The organism is Thiomonas sp. UBA7699, from assembly GCF_002482605.1.
Classification (GTDB): Bacteria; Pseudomonadota; Gammaproteobacteria; order Burkholderiales; family Burkholderiaceae_C; genus Thiomonas; species Thiomonas arsenitoxydans.
Genome location: NZ_DLGH01000032.1, coordinates 69,896 through 87,451, shown reverse-complemented (window position 1 = coordinate 87,451; position 17,556 = coordinate 69,896). Strand labels below are relative to the sequence as shown.

General features: G+C 63.2%; 16 protein-coding genes and 1 tRNA gene. 12 read left to right on the top strand and 5 right to left on the bottom strand.

Annotation, left to right across the window (positions count from 1 at the left end; translation table 11 throughout):
* The first annotated feature begins 101 nt into the window (after nucleotides 1–101).
* From B3H47_RS14390 to B3H47_RS14355, 8 genes are all read left to right on the top strand, one after another.
* Complete coding sequence (locus B3H47_RS14390; RefSeq protein WP_286987718.1) at nucleotides 102–1,070, top strand: M23 family metallopeptidase; 969 nt, start codon at nucleotides 102–104, stop codon at nucleotides 1,068–1,070.
* A 9-nt stretch (nucleotides 1,071–1,079) separates the two neighbouring features.
* Nucleotides 1,080–1,577, top strand: coding sequence for a bactofilin family protein (locus tag B3H47_RS14385; protein ID WP_286987716.1), 498 nt, complete (start codon nucleotides 1,080–1,082; stop codon nucleotides 1,575–1,577).
* Between the two features lie 109 nt (nucleotides 1,578–1,686).
* Nucleotides 1,687–3,426: an ABC transporter transmembrane domain-containing protein gene (locus tag B3H47_RS14380; protein WP_286987714.1), complete on the top strand. Its 1,740-nt coding sequence runs from the start codon at nucleotides 1,687–1,689 to the stop codon at nucleotides 3,424–3,426.
* A 208-nt stretch (nucleotides 3,427–3,634) separates the two neighbouring features.
* The gene (locus tag B3H47_RS14375) at nucleotides 3,635–4,474 is read left to right on the top strand and encodes a thymidylate synthase (protein ID WP_286987709.1); all 840 of its coding nucleotides are present in this window, start codon (nucleotides 3,635–3,637) and stop codon (nucleotides 4,472–4,474) included.
* A complete protein-coding gene (locus B3H47_RS14370) occupies nucleotides 4,471–4,968 on the top strand; it encodes a dihydrofolate reductase (RefSeq protein ID WP_286987707.1) in 498 nt (165 codons plus the stop codon). The genes B3H47_RS14375 and B3H47_RS14370 overlap by 4 nt, the downstream gene beginning before the upstream one ends.
* 28 nt (nucleotides 4,969–4,996) lie before the next feature.
* Nucleotides 4,997–5,347, top strand: a complete 351-nt coding sequence (locus tag B3H47_RS14365) for a hypothetical protein (RefSeq protein ID WP_013123045.1) — start codon at nucleotides 4,997–4,999, stop codon at nucleotides 5,345–5,347.
* Between the two features lie 75 nt (nucleotides 5,348–5,422).
* On the top strand, nucleotides 5,423–6,727 hold the full coding sequence (locus tag B3H47_RS14360) for an MFS transporter (protein WP_286987705.1): 1,305 nt from the start codon (nucleotides 5,423–5,425) through the stop codon (nucleotides 6,725–6,727).
* A 34-nt stretch (nucleotides 6,728–6,761) separates the two neighbouring features.
* Nucleotides 6,762–7,208: a DUF3617 domain-containing protein gene (locus tag B3H47_RS14355; RefSeq protein WP_286987703.1), complete on the top strand. Its 447-nt coding sequence runs from the start codon at nucleotides 6,762–6,764 to the stop codon at nucleotides 7,206–7,208.
* A 110-nt stretch (nucleotides 7,209–7,318) separates the two neighbouring features.
* Here the strand turns inward: B3H47_RS14355 and aceA are convergent, their stop codons facing one another.
* On the bottom strand, nucleotides 7,319–8,626 hold the full coding sequence (gene aceA / locus B3H47_RS14350; RefSeq protein ID WP_286987702.1) for an isocitrate lyase: 1,308 nt from the start codon (nucleotides 8,624–8,626) through the stop codon (nucleotides 7,319–7,321).
* A 413-nt stretch (nucleotides 8,627–9,039) separates the two neighbouring features.
* On the opposite strand from aceA, the gene B3H47_RS14345 reads away from it, so the two are divergent.
* The 4 genes from B3H47_RS14345 (at nucleotide 9,040) to leuA (ending at nucleotide 13,867) form a co-directional block, all read left to right on the top strand.
* The gene (locus tag B3H47_RS14345) at nucleotides 9,040–9,642 is read left to right on the top strand and encodes a chromate transporter (RefSeq protein ID WP_286987700.1); all 603 of its coding nucleotides are present in this window, start codon (nucleotides 9,040–9,042) and stop codon (nucleotides 9,640–9,642) included.
* Nucleotides 9,642–10,175: a chromate transporter gene (locus B3H47_RS14340; protein ID WP_286987698.1), complete on the top strand. Its 534-nt coding sequence runs from the start codon at nucleotides 9,642–9,644 to the stop codon at nucleotides 10,173–10,175. Before B3H47_RS14345 ends, B3H47_RS14340 begins: the two co-directional genes overlap by 1 nt.
* Before the next feature lie 16 nt (nucleotides 10,176–10,191).
* On the top strand, nucleotides 10,192–11,769 hold the full coding sequence (locus B3H47_RS14335; protein WP_286987696.1) for an NAD(P)H-hydrate dehydratase: 1,578 nt from the start codon (nucleotides 10,192–10,194) through the stop codon (nucleotides 11,767–11,769).
* A 385-nt stretch (nucleotides 11,770–12,154) separates the two neighbouring features.
* Nucleotides 12,155–13,867, top strand: a complete 1,713-nt coding sequence (gene leuA / locus B3H47_RS14330; protein WP_276728585.1) for a 2-isopropylmalate synthase — start codon at nucleotides 12,155–12,157, stop codon at nucleotides 13,865–13,867.
* A gap of 110 nt (nucleotides 13,868–13,977) precedes the next feature.
* Here the strand turns inward: leuA and B3H47_RS14325 are convergent.
* The 4 genes from B3H47_RS14325 to pheT form a co-directional block, all read right to left on the bottom strand.
* A tRNA-Pro gene (locus B3H47_RS14325) sits at nucleotides 13,978–14,054 on the bottom strand.
* A gap of 31 nt (nucleotides 14,055–14,085) precedes the next feature.
* Nucleotides 14,086–14,490, bottom strand: coding sequence for a MerR family transcriptional regulator (locus B3H47_RS14320; protein ID WP_286987695.1), 405 nt, complete (start codon nucleotides 14,488–14,490; stop codon nucleotides 14,086–14,088).
* Between the two features lie 200 nt (nucleotides 14,491–14,690).
* Nucleotides 14,691–15,038, bottom strand: coding sequence for an integration host factor subunit alpha (locus B3H47_RS14315; protein ID WP_013105710.1), 348 nt, complete (start codon nucleotides 15,036–15,038; stop codon nucleotides 14,691–14,693).
* Nucleotides 15,039–15,082: 44 nt separating this feature from the next.
* A complete protein-coding gene (pheT, locus tag B3H47_RS14310; RefSeq protein ID WP_286987689.1) occupies nucleotides 15,083–17,524 on the bottom strand; it encodes a phenylalanine--tRNA ligase subunit beta in 2,442 nt (813 codons plus the stop codon).
* Nucleotides 17,525–17,556 lie beyond the last annotated feature (32 nt).

The window sequence follows — 17,556 nt, the reverse complement described above, 5'->3', positions numbered from 1 at the left end:
ACTGTGTCGTTTCAAGCTGTAACCATTCACCCGCATTTGCGGGGGCTCGCCCCCTGCGCTGGGTAGAATTTGTCAACGATCCGCCCGCAGACTCTTCACTCATGCGATTGCCCAAGCGCCCTGCCCTGATCTCCGCCCTGTTCGGCAAGCCCGCCAACCCGCGCGCGGCGGCGCACTCGCGGCATCTGGAAATTCTCATTACCCGGCCGGGCCATGCCGCGCACAGTTTCCGTATCGACCTCGATGCCCTGCGTCGTGCGGCTTTCTGGGTGCTGGCGGCCGTGGCCCTGTGGCTCATGGTCACGTTTTTCATGGCCTGGCGCCAAGTCGCCAGCGGCAATCTTCAGCAGCGCGCGGATCAACTGGCCGCGCAAGCCGCTACCGCCCAGAGCGCCAACGCCCGGCTGCAGGCCGAAAACGGCGCCATGGCCAGCCATCTTCTCGCGCTCAAGCAGCGCGTGGACAGCCTCGCCACCACCATGCGCGGATTTGTGCAGAAGCGGGCCGAGCAGTTTCCGGTCGAGGAGAAAAACGTCAACCAGGGCGGCATCGCCCAACCGCTCAACGCGGCCAATGCCCCAGCGCTGCTGCACGATGAAGTCGATCTGATCGGTGCGCGCCTGAGTCTGTTGCTACCGCAAGCCCATCACCTCGCTTCGCTGGAGGCGGCGCGGCCCATGGGCGACCCTGTCAATGGCGATGCGCCCATCACATCGGATTACGGCCTGCGCCCCAACCCCATGGGCGGCGGCGTGGAGTTTCACAACGGCATCGACTTCGGCGTGAAACCGGGCACGCCCGTCCACGCCACCGCCATCGGCGTGGTCGAGAGTGCGGGGTGGAAGTCGGGCTATGGCAACTGCGTGGTCATCGCCCATCCCTTCGGCTATCGCAGCCTGTTCGGCCACCTCAGCACCATCCGGGTCAAGGCGGGCGACACGGTCACGCGTGGTCAGGTCATCGCCCTGTCGGGCAATACCGGCCGCTCCACCGGCCCGCATTTGCACTACACCTTGCTCTACGGGGACAAGACGCTCGACCCCACCATCTACCTGCTTGCCCAACGATAGGACTGCCTCATGTTCAAGCCGAAAACGCCGAAGACCACTGATGTCTGGTCGAAAGAATCCGCCGCCGCCTCCGCCGCGACGGCCGCCGTCACGCCCTCGGCGCTGACGTACATCGGCGCGGGCAGCGAGGTGCATGGCGACCTGCGCGCGGCGGGCAATCTGCGCGTTGACGGCACGATCTTCGGCACGGTGCAGGTCGATGGCGATCTCGAAGTCTCCACCACTGGCGCGATCGAAGGCAAACAGGTCAGCGCTCGCAGCGTGCTGGTGCACGGGCGCATCAAGGCCAAAGTGCACGCGACGGAACAACTGCGCATTCACGGCCAGGGCCAGGTCGAAGGCGACGTGACGGCGCAATCACTCGACATCGAAGCCGGGGCGCATTTCACCGGCTACAGCCGCACCGGCATGACGCAAGAGCCGGAGGTGCTGCAACTCGATCACGAGGCTCAAGCGCCCGAGCCCAATCAGGCGCAAGGCGATCCCGACATTCGATCCGCCGTTTGACATTCGTCCTGCATGCTGAAAGCTGACATGCTGTAATGCCTGCATGTCCGCCGAATACGCCTCATCCCGCTCCCTCCCCCAAACCGACAAACGCCCCCGTAGCCGCTCGATGCGTAGCTTGAGCGGCTTGCTGCCGTTTCTGCGCCCGTATCGTGGACGCATTGCGGTGGCGCTGCTCTTCTTGTTGCTCGCTGCGGGCAGCACCCTGGCCTTCCCCATGGCGCTGCGCTGGCTGATCGACGCCGGCATGCTGCATGCGCAAGCCAGCCGGGCGGCTTTAGGCTGGCATTTCGCCGGACTGTTCGGGCTGGCCGTGGCGCTGGGGGTGTTTTCCGCCGCGCGCTTTTATATGGTGAGTTGGCTGGGCGAGCGCATCACCGCCGATGTGCGCAGCGCCGTCTATGCCCACGTGCTGCGGCAGAGCCCGCAGTTTTTCGAGCACACGCAAACCGGCGAAGTGCTGTCTCGTCTCACCACCGACACCACGCTGGTGCAGACCGTTGTCGGCACCAGTTTTTCCATGGGACTGCGTAACGTGGTGGTGCTGATCGGCGGTATGACCATGCTCATCATCACCAACCCCGGTCTGATGCTGGGCGTGCTGGTGGTGATTGCCGTGGTGGTGGCCCCCGCCGTGTTCATCGGCCGCCGTGTGCGGCGCCTGTCGCGCGCCAGCCAGGACCGCATCGCCGACGCCAGCGCGCTGGCCTCCGAAGTGCTCGCCGCCATGCCTGTGGTGCAGAGCTACGCCCGCGAAGACGACGAAGCCCGGCGATTTTCCAACTCGGCCGAAACCGCATTCCGCACCGCGGTCAGCCGCAACAAGGTGCGCTCGCTGCTCACCGCCTTCATCATCGTCGCCATGTTCGGCGCCCTGCTCTATGGCCTGTATCTGGGCACGGTGTCGGTCATGGAAGGCCGCATGAGCGCCGGTGTTCTGGGCCAGACGGTGCTCTACATCGGCCTGGTGGCCGGTTCGGCCGCCGCGCTGGCCGAAGTGTTTGGCGACTTGCTGCGCGCGGCCGGCGCCACTGAGCGCCTGATGGAACTGCTGGCCGAACAATCGCCCGTGCGCAATCCGGCGCATCCGGTCGCGCTACCCGCGGTGCAGCGCGGCTCGGCGGTGGTGCTCGACCATGTGCGGTTTTTCTACCCTTCGCGGCCGGACAAACCGGCGCTCGACGACTTTTCGCTGCAGATCAAACCCGGCGAAACCGTGGCCCTGGTCGGCCCCAGCGGCGCCGGCAAGACCACCGTGCTGCAACTACTGCTGCGCTTTTACGACGCGCAGCAAGGCAGCATCCGCATCGACGGCGTGGACGTGCAGCAGGCCGACTTCAAGGCGCTGCGCCAGCGCATCGGCCTGGTGCCGCAGGACGCGGTGATTTTTTCCGCCAGCGCGGCCGACAACATTCGCTACGGCCGCCCGGAAGCCACCGACGCCGAAGTGCAGGCCGCAGCCCGCGCGGCGCAGGCTGAAGAATTTCTGCGCGAACTGCCGCAGGGCGACGCCACCTATCTGGGCGAGCGCGGCGTACGCTTGAGCGGCGGCCAGCGCCAGCGCATCAGCATCGCCCGCGCCATTCTGAAAAACGCCCCGCTGCTGCTGCTCGACGAAGCCACCAGCGCGCTCGACGCCGCCAGCGAGCGCGACGTGCAGACCGCGCTCGAACACGCCATGCGCGACCGCACCACCCTGGTCATCGCCCACCGCCTCGCCACCGTGCAGCGCGCCGACCGCATTGTGGTGATGGATCAGGGCCGCATCATCGACATCGGCACCCACGCCGAACTCATGGCCCGCGGCGGCCTCTACGCCAGCTTGGCGTCGCTGCAGTTCATGCAGTGAGTTGTGGAGCCCAGTTGCAGCATGTAGGCACAATGATGAGAGCTGTGACCTGACGCCAAGTGGTCTGGGCACCGCAAAAGCCGCTCGCTGTGCTGCATCCCAGCCGTGAACGCTCAGGTCGTGGGTAAGATTGCCCCGCGCGAGGCTCTTGCGCCTCTGCCATATTCTTTGCGCCAGCCCACGGCCTGCGTCCAACGAAGTGTGTTTCATGACCGCCATCCCCACCCCTTACGAAGACCTGATGCGTCACGTCTTCACCCACGGCCAGGACAAGACCGACCGCACCGGCACGGGCACGCGCAGCGTGTTCGGTCACCAGATGCGCTTCGATCTGTCGGCCGGTTTTCCGCTCATCACCACCAAGCGGGTGCATTTCAAAAGCATCGCCTACGAGCTGTTGTGGTTTCTGCGCGGCGAGTCGAACGTGCGCTGGCTCCAAGAACATGGCGTGACGATCTGGGACGAATGGGCGCGCGCAGACGGCGAACTCGGTCCGATCTACGGCGTGCAATGGCGTTCGTGGCCCGCGCCGACGGCCGACGACCCGCACCGTTCCATCGACCAGATCAGCGAAGTGCTGCGGCAACTGCGCACCCAGCCGGATTCGCGCCGCATCATCGTCAGCGCCTGGAACGTCGGCCAGATCGCGGAAATGGCCCTGCCGCCCTGCCATGCGTTTTTCCAGTTCTACGTCGCCCCACCGCGCCAACCCGGAGAACCGGGACGCCTGAGCTGCCAGCTCTATCAGCGCAGCGCCGATATTTTTCTTGGCGTGCCCTTCAACATCGCCAGCTATGCGCTGCTCACCTTGATGATCGCGCAACAGACCGATCTTCTGCCCGGCGATTTCGTCTGGACCGGGGGCGACTGCCACCTCTACAGCAACCATTTCGCCCAGGTGCAGGAGCAACTCAGCCGCGCGCCCTACCCCTACCCCACACTGGAGTTCGCGCGCAAACCCGAGAGCCTGTTCGACTACACCTTCGACGATTTCGTCCTGAGCCACTATCAGCACCATCCGGCGATCAAGGCGCCTGTGGCGGTATGACCGAACTCGTCCTCATCGCCGCCGTGGCGCGCAACGGCATGATTGGCAAAGACGGCGGCATGCCCTGGCATCTCCCGGCCGATCTGCAGCACTTCAAGCGCCTCACCCTGGGCCACCCCATCCTGATGGGGCGCCGTACCTGGGATTCATTGGGACGACCGCTTCCGGGACGCCGCAATATCGTGATCAGCCGTCAGCCCGGATGGCAGGCGGCGGGGGCGGAACCTGCCGAGTCACTTCCGGCGGCACTGCAACGGATCAGCAACGATGCACTGTCCTTCGTCATCGGCGGCGCCCAGCTCTATGCCCAAGCGCTACCCCTGGCCGACCGGCTGGAACTCACCGAGATCGACCACGACTTCGACGGCGACACGCGCTTTCCCAATTGGGACCGCAGCCGCTTCACCGAAACCGCCCGAGAGTCGCACCTCGCGCCTGAAGGCTGGGCCTATCACTTCGTCACCTACACCGCGACGACGGCATCGACAGACTGAGAGGGTGTGAACCGTGGCGGTGTGCGCAATGTTGTTCCAAGGCGTCGCCGTCTGGGCGGGACTGCCCGCCTTTTTGTTCGCCCTCATGCTGCTGCTGGGGTTCCGCCTCAATACCCGGTTCACCTGGATTTTGCTGCTGCTCGGCCTCGCCGGGCTGGCCGCGCAGGGGCTGTCCATCGCCTGCGCCGGCTGGGCAAACGCCAGCGCCTGGTTGCCCGATTGCTGCGGTTTGGGCTCTGCTGCGCGCATGCTCTCTGCTGAAGGGCTTTGGTGGCTCAATCTGGCCTGGCTGCTGCTGGCGCTGACCGTCATCGCAGCCTGCGCTGCGGCGATCTGGCGGCTGGCTTTGCCAAAACGCAGCAAGCAAAAAACTCCGTAACGCGGTTTGCATTCTGAAACATTCCGGATTCGCGCCTTCCGGTAGATTGCTCGCAAACAAACATGAGGAGACTCCATGACAGCCGCGTCCATCGCCCCGGTTAACAAGACATCGCATATCGCCATCGCCAGCTTCATCGGCACGGCCATCGAGTTCTACGACTTCTACGTTTACGCCATTGCCGCGGCGCTGGTCATCGGGCCGGTGTTCTTTCCGAGCGCCTCGCCCACGGCGCAGACACTCAACGCCTTTGCCACTTTCGGCATCGCGTTTCTGGCGCGGCCGGTCGGCTCCTTTCTGTTCGGACATTTCGGCGATCGATTCGGCCGCAAGTCCACCTTGGTCGCCACGCTGCTCACCATGGGGGTGTGCACCACGCTCATCGGCCTGCTGCCCGGATATGACCACATCGGCGAGCTGGCTCCGTGGTTGCTGGTCATTCTGCGCATCGGCCAGGGGCTGGGGCTCGGCGGCGAATGGGGCGGCGCGGCGCTGCTCGCCACAGAAAATGCGCCCAAGCACCGCCGCGGTCTGTTCGGCATGTTTCCCCAGCTTGGGCCCTCCATCGGCTTTCTCGTGGCCAACGGTCTGTTCCTGCTGCTGGGCCTGCTGCTGAGCCACGAACAGTTCATGGCCTGGGGCTGGCGCATTCCCTTTCTGGTCAGCGCCGTGCTGGTGCTCATTGGCCTGTATGCGAGACTCAAACTCACTGAAACCCCCTTGTTCCAGGCAGTCGCCAAGCAACCCCGACGCGTTCCGCTGACCGAACTGCTCAGCGGCCACCTCAAGCCGCTGATACTCGGCTCGTTGTCTATCGTGGTCTGCTACGCCTTGTTCTATATCAGCGCGGTGTTCGTGCTGAGCTATGGCATCGGCACCTTGCATCTGCCCAAGCCGACGCTGCAGGCCTGGCTGATGCTGGCCATCGTCTGCATGGCCGTGGCCACTGTGTTGTCGGCCTGGGCCAGCGACGCCCTGGGGCGACGCGCCGTCTTGGTCGCGTCGGCCGGGGCCGCGGTGCTCTGGGGTTTCGCTCTGGCACCGCTGCTGGGCTCAGCCACCACCACGGGCGTGGGAATATTTCTGTGCGGCGCCCTCTTTCTCATGGGCATGACCTATGCGCCACTGGGTGCGATGCTGCCCGAGATTTTTCCTACCTCGGTGCGCTACACCGGCTCGGGCGCGGCCTACAACCTCGGCGGCATTCTCGGGGCCTCGCTTGCCCCCTATGTCGCCCAGGTGTTGGTGGCGCACGGTGGGCTGAGCTGGGTAGGCGGCTACATTTCCGTGGCGGCTGTCATCAGCCTGCTCGCCGTTCTGGGGCTGGGTGAAACCCGACACCGCGATCTCGGTCAAACCGAGTCTATTTCCATTTCCTGATGATTTGCGGGCCCTGTGCCCTGGAGGTTTTTTGATGCGCTACACCACCCTGGGTTTGATGATGGTTTTCGCCGGATTGAGCGCCACCGCGTACGCCAAAGATGCGCCCATGGAGCCCGGGCTCTGGAGCATGGACATTCAAGGCACGACTCGCGTCGATCCGAACCTGAGCGTGCCGATGCAGCGCGATGTGAAGATCTGCGTCAAACCGGGGCAAAAACCGGAGAGCGTGGTGGTGCCGATGGACGGCAAGCAGTGCACACGCGAGCAAGCCACCTTGGCCGGTGGCGAGACGCAATGGACCTTCCACTGCGATTTGCCGCAAGCCAAGGTCACGCAGACCGGCACCTTCCGCACCGGCCCAGCAACATTCGAGTCGAAATGGAGCATCACCAGCGTCGCCCCCTCGGGCGCAACGACTCAATCGGACATGCAGGTGAACGGCAAGCGCCTGGGCAGCGATTGCGGCGACGTGAAGTAAGAACCCACGCCCCAACATCGGAAATAAAAAACCGCCTCAAGAAATTTTGAGGCGGCTGCGTCTCCTCGGCAGGCCAAGGCCATCGTGGCCCTGCCCACTCTTCTCCAGTCTTAGGTCACTTTGCGGTCGAAGAACTGCTCGTCTTCGGTCGATCCCTTGAGCGCGGCGGTGGAAGCCTCGTTCTCGATCGTCGTGGTGACGGCGTCGAAATAGCCGGTGCCGACCTCGCGTTGATGCTTGACCGCGGTGAAGCCCTTGGGCGCTGCGGCGAATTCGGCCTCTTGCAACTCGACGAAGGCGCTCATCTGGTTGCGGGCATAGCCGTAGGCCAAGTTGAACATCGAGTAATTCAGCGCGTGGAAACCGGCCAGGGTGATGAACTGGAACTTGTAGCCCATGGCGCCCAATTCCTTCTGGAACTTGGCGATGGTGGCATCGTCGAGGTTCTTCTTCCAGTTGAAGGACGGCGAGCAGTTGTAGGCCAGCATCTTGCCGGGAAACTTGGCATGAATGGCTTCTGCGAAGGCCTTGGCGTAGGCCAAATCGGGCTTGCCGGTTTCGCACCACACCAGATCAGCATAGGGCGCGTAGGCCAGACCGCGGGAGATGGCCTGCTCCAGGCCGGGCTTGGTGCGGTAGAAGCCTTCGACCGTGCGCTCGCCGGTGCAGAAGGGCTTGTCGGTATCGTCAACGTCGGAGGTGATCAGGTCGGCCGCTTCGGCGTCGGTGCGCGCCACCAGCACCGTCGGCACGCCCATGACGTCGGCCGCCAGGCGCGCTGCCACGAGCTTGGCAACAGCCTCGCGAGTCGGCACCAGCACCTTGCCGCCCATGTGGCCGCATTTCTTCACCGAGGCCAACTGGTCTTCGAAGTGCACGCCGGCGGCGCCGGCCTCGATCATGGACTTCATCAGCTCGAAGGCGTTGAGCACGCCGCCGAAACCGGCTTCGGCATCGGCCACGATGGGGGCGAAATAGTCGATGAAGCCTTCGTCACCGGGCTGCTTGCCTTCCATCCACTGAATCTGATCGGCTCGGGTGAGGGTGTTGTTGATGCGCTTGACCACGCTGGGCACCGAGTTGGCCGGATACAGCGACTGGTCGGGATACATCTCGCCAGCCAGGTTGGCATCGCCCGCCACTTGCCAGCCCGACAGGTAGATGGCCTGCAGGCCGGCCTTGACTTGCTGCATGGCCTGGTTGCCAGTCAAGGCGCCCAGGGCGTTGACGAACGGCATGTCGTGCATCTGCTTCCACAGACGATCCGCACCGCGACGGGCCAGCGTATGCTCAACCATCACCGAACCGCGCAGGCGCACCACTTCCTCTGCGCCGTAACCGCGCTTGATGCCCTTCCAGCGCGAGTTCTGCGCCCAGTCCTGTTCCAACGCTGCCACTTGCTGTTTGCGATCTGCCATCTTGCTTCTCCGGGTGAATGAAAATTCGATGCTTGAGCGTAGTCGACTTTTGCGGCGCAGCATAGTCTTATGTCTTATATAAGAGATAATTTTATGTCTTTATACATCAATGACATAAATCCATTTTTTTGCAATGCGGAACATTTTTTTGCTGAGTGAAACCCCTCAGGCCTGCGTTGCAGCAGGCTGTTTTCACATCACGATTTCCAAATTTCGCATTGTGAGAAATGCACCCGTCCCGAAAGCCTTCGCTACCCTCGACACTCCCCTCTCAAGGAAACGCAGGGTCGCCCCAAGTTTCCTTGCCCCCCCACTGGGGGCTGGGCGCAGTCCAGCCCTGGGGGCGCTCAGGGGGCAGGAAACTTTTGGGGCTGCCCACGCTTTTTTGAAGCATCTATTCACTTGCTCATTCCATGACTTCCCTACCCTCTGCGGACAAACCGGCCGATCCGAGTCGCCCGACCGCCACCCCCCATCAGTCGCCGCGTCACAAGGCCGAATTGTTCTGGGTGTTCAACCACCTCACCCTGCTGGGGGTTGGCGGGGTATTGCCGTTTGCTCAGCGCATTCTGGTGGAAGACAAACGCTGGTTGAGCAATGGCGAGTTCGTCGAGATGCTCAGCCTGAGCCAAGTGCTGCCAGGGCCCAACCTGATCAATCTTGCCCTGATGGTCGGGCAGCATTTCTTCGGCTGGCGCGGGGCGGCCGTGGCCCTGGCGGGCATGCTGGTCGCGCCGCTGGTGCTGATCTTCCTCGTTGCCATCGCCTACGCCCAATACGCCAGCACGCCCGCAGTGACTCATGCATTGCAGGGAATGTCTGCCGTGGTGGCCGGACTGGTGATTGCCATGGCCATCAAGCTCTTTCCCGCCATTCGCCATTACCTGCCCAACTGGGGCTGGGCGGGGCTGGCGTTTGCCGGGGTGGGCCTGCTGCGTATCAACCTGCTCTGGGTCTTGGTCGTACTCGGTCCGATTGCCGTCGCACTGGCCTGGTGGCGCATTCGGAGGGCCTGATGCACACCCTCTCTGTCACCCTGGCTTTGTTCGGCCATTTTCTGCTGTGGTCTGTGCTTTCAGTGGGCGGCGCCATCGGCCTGCTGCCCGACATGCACCGCTATCTGGTGGTGGAGCAACATTGGCTCAGCGATTCGGCGTTTACCTCGGCCCTGGCGCTGGGGCAGGCCTCGCCCGGCCCCAACATGATTCTGTTCTCCGCCCTGCTCGGCTGGCAGATTCTCGGACTGCCCGGCGCCCTGCTGGCAGCCATCGGGCTGATTCTGCCGTCATCGCTCATGACCGTGGCCTATTTCCGCTACAGCCGGATTCACAAGGATCGCCACTGGGTACGCGCCATGCACGACGGCATGGCGCCCATCACCGTCGGCCTGCTGCTGTCCTCCGGCTGGCTGCTGGCGCGGCAGGAAGCCACCAATTGGCAGCGCATCGCGCTCATGCTGCTTACCGTCGTGCTGGTCGTCCGCACACGGCTCAACCCCTTATGGCTACTGCTCGCCGGGGCATTGTTGGGTCTGCTCGGCTTCATTTGAGGGAGAAATTACGCACATGCTCAAACGCATCAGCCCCCTGCAATCCGAGCCGGTGTATCGCGTCGACGCGCTGCGCCAGATCGAATCCGAGGCCGCCCGCACATTACCCCCGCACAGCCTCATGCAGCGCGCGGGTAGTGCCGTGGCCCGACTGGCGCAGGCTTGCTTTCCGCACGCAAGACGCGTCGTCGTGCTCGCGGGCGCGGGAAACAACGGCGGCGACGGCCTTGTGGCGGCCACGCAGTTGCACCAGGCTGGACGCGACGTGCTCGTCCTCGCCTGCGGCGCCGAGACGCTGAACGAATGGCGCTCTCGCCTGCCCGCCGACGCTGCGTGGGCCTGGGCGCAAGCGCAGACGGCTGAGGTTCGGTGCGCCTGGGACGATCACAGCACCTTGCCCGAGGCCGATCTCTACATCGACGCGCTGCTGGGCCTCGGCCTGCGGGGCCCCATGCGAGCGCAGATGGCCGAGATCATCCAAAAGCTCAACGCGCAGCGCGGCGCCCCGGTGCTCAGCGTCGATCTGCCCTCGGGGCTGGATGCCGACACCGGCGCCGCAACCGACGTCTGCGTGCGCGCCAACGTGACTCTCAGCCTGCTCGGGCTCAAGCCCGGTTTATGCACCGGCCCCGCATCAAGCTTGTGCGGCACGCTGTGGCATGACGATCTCGGCGTCAGTGCGGCAACGCATCATCCGCATCTGCCGATTGATGCCATCTGGCTCGGCGCCGATCTGATTCGCCCTCTGCTGCCCGACCTGGCACAGTCCGCCCACAAGGGCCAGCGGGGCGACGTCGCGGTGATCGGAGGTGCCGCCGGCATGACAGGCGCTGCCCTGCTCGCCGCCCGCGCAGCAGCCCAGCTCGGCGCCGGCAGAGTGTTCGTCGGCCTGCTCGATCACCAAGCCCCCGCCGTAGATCTGCTGGCGCCAGAACTGATGCTGCGCTCCCCCACCGCGCTACTCGACGCCCAAGGCGGCCGAACCTGCCTGCTCATCGGCCCCGGCGCCGGTTGCGACGACACCGCTCGCAGCTACTTGGCGCAGGCCCTGGCCCAACCCGTCCCCCTGGTGCTCGACGCCGACGCGCTCAATCTCCTGGCCGTTACTGATTCGCTGCAAACCCTGCTACGGCAACGCAACCCCATCACAACCCTATTGACGCCCCACCCCCTTGAGGCCGCCCGACTGCTGGGCGCCTCGGTACAGGCGATTGAGTCGGACCGTCTCACCGCTGCGCGCACCCTGGCTCAGCGCTTCGCCTGCTGGATTGTGCTCAAGGGCCGCGGCACCCTCATCGTCTCGCCGCAACAAACAGCGTGGATCAATGCCACCGGCAATGGCCTATTGGCCACGGCAGGCAGCGGCGATGTGCTGGCCGGCAGCGCGGCCGCCCTGCTCGCAGCAACAGGGAAGGCTTCATCAGTGCTCGCTGCCGTCTGGCTGCACGGCCAAGCGGCCATCCACTACGCCCGCAAACACGGCCCCGGCGGACTCACCGCCGCCACGCTGCCGTCGTGGATGGCGGCAAGCTGGGCCGATTTACCCTATCGTCGTCCCCGCCCTGGCATTGACGAGAATGCAGACTTTTGCTAACTTGCTTTCATGTCTATGTCTCGCATTCCTTTCGCCTCAAAGTTATCGATCAACGCTGAAGTTGCGCGTGATGTCAGTGTTCGGTCTTTCGGGGGCGGCGAGGGCGCTTGCGAGGCTTTGCTACTGGGCGGTCTACTACTGGCTTTGCCATCGAATGCCGCGCGCGACTGATTGACGTTTTCATCACGTTTTCCAAATCCCAAGCGCCCGCGGCTTAAGCCACCGGGCGCTTTTCTTTTATATGCGCTTGCCATGACGATTTTCTGCACCGATCTGAGACGACTACCCACCGGCGGTCGGGCCCTGCACCCGCGACAGCCCGACCGCCCCATCGTCGCACCCTCTATGCCCTGCGCAACCCCATTCGCTTTCTGGAGATGACCTCATGTTGAAGCAACCGAACACCAAATACCGTGCCTTCCCTCAGATCGATCTGAAAAACCGCACCTGGCCCGATCGGGTCATCACCCAGCCGCCGATCTGGATGAGCACCGATCTGCGCGACGGCAATCAGGCGCTGTTCGAACCCATGGATGCACAGCGCAAGATGCGCATGTTCAAAATGCTGTGCGCCGTCGGCGTCAAGCAGATCGAGGTGGCCTTTCCGTCTGCCTCGCAAACCGATTTCGATTTTGTGCGCGAACTCATCGAGGGCGGCCATATTCCTGACGACGTCACCATCGAAGTGCTGACCCAAGCGCGCGAAGATCTCATCCGCCGCACCTTCGACTCACTGCGGGGCGCCAAGCGGGCGATCGTTCATGTGTACAACGCCACGGCCCCAAATTTCCGACGCATCGTGTTCAACGTCGACGAAGCGGGCTGCACGCAGATCGCGGTGAATGCGGCCAAACTCATCAAGCAGATCGCTGCCGAGCACCCGGAAACCCAATGGACCTTCCAGTACAGCCCCGAGGTGTTCAGCGGCACCGAGCTTCCCTTTGCCGTCTCGGTGTGTAACGCCGTGACCGAAGTCTGGCAGCCCACGCCGGAAAACAAGATCATTTTCAACTTGCCGGCCACGGTCGAGATGAGCACCCCCAACATCTATGCCGACCAGATCGAATGGATGCACCGCCATCTCGACAAGCGTGACAGCATCATCCTGTCGCTGCATCCGCACAATGATCGGGGCTGCGCCGTCGCCGCTGCAGAGCTGGGCGTGATGGCCGGCGCCGACCGCGTGGAAGGCTGCCTGTTCGGCAATGGCGAGCGCACCGGTAATGTCGATCTCGTCACCCTTGCGCTCAACCTCTATTCGCAAGGCGTGAACCCGGGGCTGGATTTTTCGAACATCAACGCCGTGGCGCGCACCGTGGAGGAATGCACACAGTTGCCCGTGCATCCCCGCCACCCCTATGCAGGTGATCTGGTGTTTACCGCTTTCTCCGGCTCACATCAGGACGCCATCAAAAAAGGTCTGGCCGCACAACGTCAAGATGCCCTGTGGGAAGTGCCGTATCTCCCGGTCGATCCGGCCGATCTCGGCCGCGCCTACGATTCGGTCATCCGCGTCAACAGCCAGTCCGGCAAGGGCGGCATCGCCTACCTGCTCGAAGCCACCTACGGTCTGGTCATGCCCCGCCGTTTGCAGGTCGAGTTCAGCGGTGTGGTGCAAAAACACACCGACGCCACTGGCGCTGAAGTCACCGCACAACAACTCTGGCAGATGTTCAATGAAGAGTATGTGCAGATTGGGCAGCCGTTGCACCTGCACAGCTACCACCTCAGCGACCACGGCGAGCGCCAAGGCGTTCGCCTGGAAATCGAAGTGGATGGCAAACACCTGAGTCTCACAGGCGAAGGCAACGGCCCCATCGACGCGGCCATCCACGCCCTGCGCCTGCCACTGGCCGTGCATAGCTATGAGGAGCGCGCACTCGGCCTTGGCGCGGATGCCAAAGCCTCGGCCGTCGTCGAAATGGCCATCGCAGGAACGGCCACCAGCACCTACGGAGTGGGCATGGACGCCAACATCGTCACCGCCTCCGTGCGCGCGTTGATCTCCGGCGCCAACCGCCTGCTGCAGCGCATGCCAGAAGCCGAGGCGCGGCAGCATCTGGAATCCCTGCAAGCCCCATTGCGTGCCGTAGCTTGAACCCTTAGTCGGGAATGCGAACCAAAAGAAAAAGCCCGCTTTAGCGGGCTTTTTTATTGCTTTTCCGTCAACGATCAGATCTGACGATCTGGTCATTTACTTAGTAATTTTGGTCGGGGCGAGAGGATTCGAACCTCCGACCCCCTGCACCCCATGCAGGTGCGCTACCAGGCTGCGCTACGCCCCGACGACCAAAGCAGGCAATCATACACTATTCCTCAGGGTTCGATCAAACTTCTGCGGATCGAGAGGAGTTCGGCGCGCAGTTCGTTGATGTGCTGAATGGCAGGTAGCGGCACCGGAGGAGCCTGCTCTCCGGCATCCGGCGTGCCCGCTGCTTCTCGCATTGCGTGCTCCTCGCCAGGAATTCCGCCCAAGCGCGCCCGGGCACCGCTGATGGTGAAACCTTGCTCATACAGCAGCTCGCGAATACGGCGAATCAACAGAACCTCATGGTGCTGGTAATAGCGCCGGTTGCCCCTTCTTTTCATCGGGCGCAATTGTGCGAATTCTTGCTCCCAATACCGCAGTACGTGCGATTTCACTCCGCACAACTCGCTGACTTCTCCAATGGTGAAGTAGCGCTTGGCAGGTATGGGCGGCAATGCGGGGACGGCACTCATGGTGGCGACGGGCAAATCCTAAAAGCGTGTGCGGTTACGTCAAAACGGAATTCGCCCGAAGGGGCTGGTTAATGGATTTTGCCGCATCTCAGGCGCATAACGGCAATGTCCAGCAGGATTCACCGTGGGTTCGTGGCATTCTTCAGATACCTTACCAACAAATTTCGCCGTTCTTCGATGATTTGCAGACCCGGCGAAGGTCACTGCACCTCTTCGGCCAGATCAGCAAGGGCGGGGCCTTGGAGTTGATGCTTGAACTTGTGGCTGGCGTGGAAAATCACCACCCGGCGTGCGGCGATGGGAATGATTTCGCCGGTGCGGGGATTGCGGCCTGGCCGCTGCGCCTTTTCGCGCAACTGGAAATGGCCGAACCCGGAAAGTTTGACATCTTCGCCGCGGCCCAAGGCATCTCGAACGCGGTCGAAAAAGGCATCGACCATGTCTTTCGATTCACGTTTGTTGAGGCCGATACGCTCATAGAGCTGTTCGGCGAGTTCTGCCTTGGTCAGCGTAGGTGTCTGCACCGATTCGATCTGAATGCGTGCCATCTGTGTCCTCCTGTGTGCTGCTTTTGTTGTTGTTTCGACCGACTTCAACCCCTGAGTTGTGCCCCGGTTGCAGTCGCCAACTCGGCAACCAACGCCTGACAGGCGGCATCCACCCGCTCGTCAGTCAAGGTTTGCTGGTCTTGCAGTTGCAGTCGGAAGGCCATGCTTTTCGAGGTCGTGTCTCCGGGCGGGGTGAACAGGTCGAAGAGTCGCACCTCCCGGATGATGCCGCAAACCGGAATGTTCTGGATGGCGGTTTGTACTGCCTGCTGCATCTGCGCATAGCTGACGCCCGAGGGAACCTGAAACGCCAGGTCGCGCTGCACGGCGGGTACGCGGTTAATGGGGGCAAACACGGGCAGTTTCTGGGCCTGCAAGAGCCCAGCATCCAGCTCGAAGATCACGGGTGCAAACTGCAGGTGATAGCGCTGCACCCATTGCGGATGCAATTCTCCCACCACACCCAGGCGCTCACCGCCCAGCCGAACTTCCGCGCTGCGCCCCGGATGCAAGGCGGGATGTTGAACCGGCATCCATTGCAACTCGCCCGTGCCCTCGCCTGAGCCCTCACACAAGGCCTCGACATCTGCCTTCACATCGTAGAAATCGACCCGCCGTTCCGGCTCGGCCCACTGCACGGGAACCACCGAGCCATAGGCCAGACCCGCCAGGCGCATCGGCTGGCGAATGCCCGCAACCTGCATCGGCCCGTTCTCGGCCTGCGCATCGCGCGCAAACACACGACCGAGTTCAAACAGCCGCACCCGTCTAGCACGATGGTTGAGGTTGTCTGCCAGCACCTTGACCAGTGAGCCGATAAGCGTGGAGCGCATCACCGACATCTGTGACGCGATGGGATTGAGCAGGCGGATGGGGTCAGCCTGACCTGCGAAATCCTGCTCCGCTTGCGCATCCACAAAAGAGAAATTGAGGGTCTCTTGATAGCCCAGGGCCGCGGCTTTCAGACGTAGGCTGTGCAAAGTGCGCTGGCCCTCGGGCACCGGCAGCGGATGCAGGCGCGCCACCGGCGCCTGGGTTGGAATGTGCTGATAGCCGTGAATGCGTGCAACTTCTTCGATCAGATCTTCTTCAATCTCCAGATCGAAACGTTCAGCGCCTGGCGTCACGATCCAGGCGGGTTCAGTGCTGTTGCGGTCGAGTTCAGCCTGAAGCCCGAGCCGCGAAAAAATCTCGCCCATGCGGTCTGAGCCGATAGGAATGCCGATGACTTTCTCACATCGCGCTACCCGCATCCGCACCGGCTTGCGTTGCGGCAGTTGGGTGATCTGATCGTCGGCCGGGCCCGCTTGTCCGCCGCAGATGTCCAGAATCAGCGCGGTGATGGCATCGAGGTGCTCGACGGTGGTCGCATAGTCGACCCCGCGCTCGAAGCGGGCGGCCGCATCGGTGGAAAAATTCAGCCGGCGGGCGCGGCCACGAATGGCGTCTGGCCACCAGAATGCGGCCTCGAGGTAGATGTCTGTGGTGTCCAAGGTGACGGCGGTGGACTCGCCACCCATGATGCCGGCAAGAGATTCCACGCCGTTTTCGGCGGCAATCACCCCCATGTCGGCGCTCAGGGAGATGGTCTGCCCGTTGAGCAATTCAAGCTGCTCGCCCTCGCGCGCCCAGCGCACGGTCAATCCGCCGCGAATCTTGGCCAGATCGAACACATGGCTCGGGCGGCCCAACTCCATCATCACATAGTTGGAAATGTCGACCAGAGCAGAAATGCTTCGCTGTCCGCTGCGTTCCAGCCGCGTTTTCATCCATTGCGGCGTTTCGGCCCGAGCATTCACACCGCGGATGATGCGGCCGGAAAACCGCCCGCAGAGATCGGGCGCTTCAATGCTCACCGGCAATCGGTCCGCCAGAGTGGGCGCCACGGTCCTGAACGTCGGTCTGTGGAACACCGCACCCGTGACTGCAGACACCTCACGGGCGACACCGATGATGCTCAGGCAATGCCCCAGATTCGGCGTGAGCTTGATGGTGAACACGGCTTCGTCGAGCGAGAGCCATTCACGCAGATCCGCCCCGGCCTGCGGCGCTCCTTGAAGCGCCAGCAAACCGGCATGATCGGCCGACAGGCCCAGTTCGCGTGCGGAGCACAGCATGCCCTGCGATTCCACACCGCGCATCTTGGCCGGCCCGATCCGGAACGCGCCCTGCCCCTCTTGCTGCGGCGGCAACTCGGCCCCCACCAGCGCACAGGGCGCGGCCATGCCGACGGCCACATTGGGCGCACCGCAGACGATTTGCAGCCATTGAGCCGCGCCGACATCCACCTGGCAAACACGAAGTTTGTCGGCATTGGGATGAGGCTGCACATCACGCACCAACCCCACTACAACGCCCGAAAAAGCGGGTGCCGCGGCTTGCACTTCCTCCACTTCCAGACCCGCCATGGTCAGGGTATCGGCCAGCGCTTCGGTCGAGAGGTCGGGATTGCAAAACTGGCGCAACCAGGATTCGGGAAACTGCATGATCAGCTCTTTGAAAAGTTCAGCTCAGCGGT